The organism is Huaxiibacter chinensis (assembly GCF_022171985.1).
Classification (GTDB): domain Bacteria; phylum Pseudomonadota; class Gammaproteobacteria; order Enterobacterales; family Enterobacteriaceae; genus Enterobacter; species Enterobacter chinensis_A.
This window is the reverse complement of sequence record NZ_JAJVHF010000034.1, coordinates 1-4,649: the sequence shown is the minus strand read 5'-3', so window position 1 is coordinate 4,649 and position 4,649 is coordinate 1. Positions and strand designations below refer to the sequence as shown.

Annotated in this window: 4 protein-coding genes and 1 pseudogene; 1 reads left to right on the top strand and 4 read right to left on the bottom strand. The window is 61.7% G+C overall.

The features are described 5' to 3' along the window. From LZP96_RS23605 to ltnD, 3 genes and pseudogenes are all read right to left on the bottom strand, one after another. On the bottom strand, positions 1 to 420 hold a 420-nt coding region (locus LZP96_RS23605), incomplete at its 3' end, for a class II aldolase/adducin family protein (protein ID WP_159106477.1). Further along, positions 413 to 1,665 (bottom strand): annotated as a pseudogene (gene otnK / locus LZP96_RS23600) (3-oxo-tetronate kinase). The gene LZP96_RS23605 and the pseudogene otnK, both read right to left, overlap by 8 nt. Positions 1,666 to 1,676: 11 nt before the next feature. Then, entirely contained in the window at positions 1,677 to 2,579 is a 903-nt protein-coding gene (ltnD, locus tag LZP96_RS23595) for an L-threonate dehydrogenase (protein ID WP_002903955.1), read from the bottom strand. Between the two features lie 261 nt (positions 2,580 to 2,840). On the opposite strand from ltnD, the gene LZP96_RS23590 reads away from it, so the two are divergent. Beyond that, complete coding sequence (locus tag LZP96_RS23590) at positions 2,841 to 3,602, top strand: DeoR/GlpR family DNA-binding transcription regulator (protein ID WP_002210513.1); 762 nt, start codon at positions 2,841 to 2,843, stop codon at positions 3,600 to 3,602. A 20-nt stretch (positions 3,603 to 3,622) separates the two neighbouring features. Here LZP96_RS23590 and LZP96_RS23585 read toward each other — a convergent pair whose 3' ends face one another. Beyond that, positions 3,623 to 4,483, bottom strand: a complete 861-nt coding sequence (locus tag LZP96_RS23585) for an extended-spectrum class A beta-lactamase SHV-12 (protein WP_002904004.1) — start codon at positions 4,481 to 4,483, stop codon at positions 3,623 to 3,625. Positions 4,484 to 4,649 lie beyond the last annotated feature (166 nt).

Below are 4,649 nucleotides of genomic sequence, written 5' to 3'. Positions count from 1 at the left end.
CCTGGGCGAAATGCGCCTGGTAAGCAGAGTTTTTGAAATGTAAGGCCTTTGAATAAGACAAAAGGCTGCCTCATCGCTAACTTTGCAACAGTGCCCGAGCCCCTGCAGGCAGGAGAGCGCGGTCAGATAGTGGCTGTGCAAGTGGACGATCGCCTTGCAGGCCGGGTTGTGCAAATAGACCGCCCGGTGAAAAGTGACCTCTTTCGACGGTTTGTCGCCGGAGATCCATTCCCCTTGCAGCGTCACCACCGACAACCGCTGAGCCTGCAGTTCGCCGAGGCAGGCGCCGGTCGGCGTCGCCAGCAGGTTGCCGTCCGGCAGCAGCAGCGACAGATTGCCAGCGGAGCCGGTGGCATAGCCGCGGCTAAACAACGAGGCGCCAATCTGCACCATTTCCTCTCGCAGTTGTTGCTCAGTCATGACGAAACTCCTGCTGGGCACGGGCAAAGAACTGGATATCGCCGAAGTTACCTGACTTCAGCGCCAGGGAGAGCGGCTGGCGGGTGTCACGCACCCAGGGCACGCCAGGGGAGATGGTCGGCCCAATATGGAACGCCTCAACCCCCAGGGTCTGCGCCACAATGCTCGACGTTTCCCCTCCGGCCACAATAAAGCGGGTAAATCCGTTCGCCTTCAGGGCGGCGGCAAGAGCGGCAAACAGCTGTTCCACCCGTTCGCTGCTGGCCTTGTCGCCATACTGCGCCTGGATCCGCTGCAGCGTTTGCGGCTCGGTGGTGGCATAGATCATCGGCGCCAGCGGCGCATCGCGCTGCGCGTCCACCCAGTCAGTCAGCGTCCTGACGTAGCTCTCCAGATCGGTAAAGCAGGCGCTTAAGTCGACGGCGCGGGCGGGGGCCTGTTGACGATAGGCCGCCACCTGGCTGTTGGTCATCACCGAGCAGGAGCCCGAGAGCACCACCGCCGGACCGGCCAGCGGCATGCCGGCCTGAGCGCTTTCCCCCCTGGCGCCATGGCGCTGCGCCCAGTCGCGGGCGAGGCCGATGGCGAGGCCGGAACCGCCGGAGACCAGCTTCATCTCCCGCAGCGCCACGCCCTGGGTGAGCAGATCCTGTTCGCTGAGGGCGTCGAGCACCACATAGCGCACCGCCGGATCGTTGACTGCCGCCAGCGCGGCGGCGACCGGGCGACAATCGGCCAGGCAATCAGCGCGGCTTTTCCGCGCCCTTGGCGCTCAATTAAGCGGCCCAGGTGCGCATCCTCCATCGGCGTCACCGGATGGTGGCGCATCCCGGACTCATTCAGCAGTTGCTCGCCGACGAACAGATATCCCTGATAGACCGTGCGGCCGTTAACCGGCAGCGCCGGGGAAATCACCGTCCGCGTCTCACCCAGCTCGGCCAGCAGGGCATCCAGCACCGGGCCAATGTTGCCCTGCGCGGTGCTGTCGAAAGTGGAACAGTACTTGAAATAAAACTGCTGACAGCCCTGGGCCTGCAGCCAGCGCAGGGCCGCCAGCGACTGGCTGACGGCCATTTCCGCCGGGCAGGAGCGGGTTTTCAGGCTGATGACCACCGCCTCGCTGGTCAGCGGAATATCGCGGGTCGGCACGCCATTCAGTTGCACCGTCGGCATGCCGTTGCGCACGAGGAAGCTGGCAATATCCGTGGCGCCGGTGAAGTCATCGGCAATGACACCAAGCTGCATGTTGTCTCTCCTCACTGTTTATGGCCCGGCAGGGTGATGCCGTTGAAAATCTTGATCACCGCGCTGTCATCTTCCCGACCGAATCCGGCATTACTGGCGGAGGTGAACATATTCAGCGCGGTGGTAGCGAGCGGCAGCGGGAAGGTCAGCGCCCGGGCAGTGTCATTCACCAGCCCGAGATCTTTGACAAAAATATCGACAGCGGATTTTGGCGAGTAATCGCCATCCAGGACGTGCTGCATGCGATTCTCAAACATCCAGGAATTACCCGCCGCGTGGGTGACCACGTCATACATCGTCTCCAGTGGGATCCCGGCGCGGGCGGCAAGCGCCATCGCTTCGGCGGCAACGGCGATGTGCACCCCGGCCAGCAGCTGATGGATAATTTTTACCGTCGAGCCAAGACCAATGTCGCTCCCGATGCGGTAGACTTTGCCGGCCACGGCGTCCAGCACCGGCGCGAGTCGGGCAAAGGCGGCATCGCTCCCGGAGGCCATCACCGTCATGTCGCCGGCGGCCGCTTTCACGGCGCCGCCCGATACCGGCGCGTCGAGCATCAATAGCTGGTACTCCGCCAGCGCCTCGGCAATGGCCTGAGCATCGGCGGAGGCGATGGTGGACGACACCATCACGACGGTGCCCGGCTTCAGATGGGCGGCGAGGCCGCTCTCGCCGAACAGGATCCCCCGCACCTGGGCGGCATTGACCACCAGCAGCACAACTGCATCCAGTTCCGCGGCGAACGGCACCGCGCTGGGGCCCGCGCCTTTGGCGCCCGCCGCCAGCAGTGCGCGACAGTTGTCGGGATTGATGTCAACGCCCCAGGTGTTCAGGCCCGCCTGCAGGCAGGCGCGGGCGGCGCCCATGCCCATTGAACCCAGTCCAATCACGCAGACGTTAGTGTGTGCAGCCATGCTGGTCTCCTTGTGAACATTAGTTAATTAATGTGATTTAATGATAGAATAAAGCGTTATCATGTGAATTTATGTGAGAGTTATCACGAATAACCCACATGAATATAAAAAATTCACAGGCGGAAAGAGGCTGCACAGCGGCGATTCTTGCCCTAAAATAGCGTAAAAAACAGCGGCAAAGCGCGATAACAACACCGGGTGTCGCCAGGGCCGTAGCCTGGGTGGTGACGCCTGGTGTGAAAAAATGGTAAGGGGAGAGCGGTGATTCCAATAGAACGACATCAGCGTATTTTAGCCCTGGTGGAGCAGCGTGGGGCGGTAAGCATTAACGAGCTGACGGAGATCCTCGGCGTGTCCCATATGACCATCCGTCGGGACGTCAGTAAACTGGAGGAGCAGGGGCTGCTGGTCAGCGTCTCGGGCGGCGTACGCGCCGTCAGCCGGCTGGCCGCGGAACCCAGTCATCTGGTGAAAAGCACGCTGCAGAGTGAGGAGAAACAGGCGATCGGCGCGCTGGCGGCGAGTCATATCGCTAAAAACAGTTGCATCTATCTGGATGCCGGGACTACCACCCTGGCGCTGGCGCGGGCGATCCTCGACCGGAACGATCTCCAGGTGGTCACCAATGATTTTGAGATAACCCAGCTGCTGATCGATGCCAGCCAGTGCGGCGTGATCCACACCGGCGGCACTCTGTGCCGGGAGAACCGCTCCTGCGTGGGCGAATCGGCGGCGCGTACGTTACGCCACCTGGCTATCGATACGGCCTTTATCTCCGCCAGCGGCTGGGACAGTCGCGGGATATTCACCCCTGATGAGAACAAGGTTACCGTCAAGGAGACCGTCAGCCAGGTCAGCGCGAGAAGCATCCTGCTGTGCGACAGTTCGAAATACAATCAGGTGGCCACGTTTATGGCGTTACCTTTGACCCGGTTCACCACCATCATTACCGACCGGCATCTTTCCGATGCCGCCGCCAGTCATATCGCCCGGCACGCCTGCGAGGTGCTGCGGGCCGGATAACGCGCGCGGCCACCGCCGGCTTAGCGTTGCCAGTGCTCGATCAGCGCCGCGCCGATCCCGGCGATTTGCTGATTTCGCTCGGCCATGCTCGCCGGCGTATCCCGCAGATAAATCACCACAATGCGCTCTGCTTTGTTATTCGGGCCAAGCAGGGCGACAATCCCGCGCGCACCCCGCTTGCTAGCTCCGGTCTTATCGGCGATAAACCAGCCCGCCGGCAGCACGGAGCGGATCAACGGTCCGGCGACCCGATCGTCCACCATCCACTGCAGCAGCTGCCGTTGCGAACGGGCGCTCAGACGCTGGCTGGTCAGCAGCTTGCGCAGGGTCGCGGCCATGCTGGCCGGGGTAGTGGTGTCGCGGGCGTCGCCGGGAAGCGCCTCATTCAGTTCCGTTTCCCAGCGGTCAAGGCGGGTGACGTTGTCGCCGATCTGGCGCAAAAAGGCAGTCAATCCTGCGGGGCCGCCGACGGTGGCCAGCAGCAGATTGGCGGCGCTGTTATCGCTCATGGTAATGGCGGCGGCGCAGAGTTCGCCGACCGTCATGCCGTCGGCAAGGTGTTTTTCGCTGACCGGCGAGTAGTCCACCAGATCCTGCTGGCGATAGTGGATCTTTCGCTCCAGCTGTTCGTCACCGGCATCCACCCGCGCCAGCACTGCGCCGCAGAGCACTACTTTAAAGGTGCTCATCATGGGAAAGCGTTCATCGGCGCGCCAGGCGGTCAGCGTGCGGCCGCTGGCCAGATCCATTTCTATCATGCCTACGCGGCCCGACAGCTGGCTTTCGCTTTGTTTAATTTGCTCAAGCGGCTGCGGGCTGGCGTGTACCGCCAGCGGCAGGGTGGCTAACAGGGAGATAATACACAGGCGAATATAACGCATAACCACAATACATCCTTGAGTGAAGGCCGATAAAGGCGAGTAAAGAAGCGACAAATAAGAATAACCCGGCGTTGGCACTGTTGCAAATAGTCGGTGGTGATAAACTTATCATCCCCTTTTGCTGATGGAGCTGCACATGAACCCATTCAAAGGCCGGCATTTTCAG

Coding starts and splice junctions, on each gene's coding strand:
- ltnD (WP_002903955.1), bottom strand. CDS start 2,579: ATGGCTGCACACACTAACGTCTGCGTGATTGGACTGGGTTCAATGGGC.
- LZP96_RS23585 (WP_002904004.1), bottom strand. CDS start 4,483: ATGCGTTATATTCGCCTGTGTATTATCTCCCTGTTAGCCACCCTGCCG.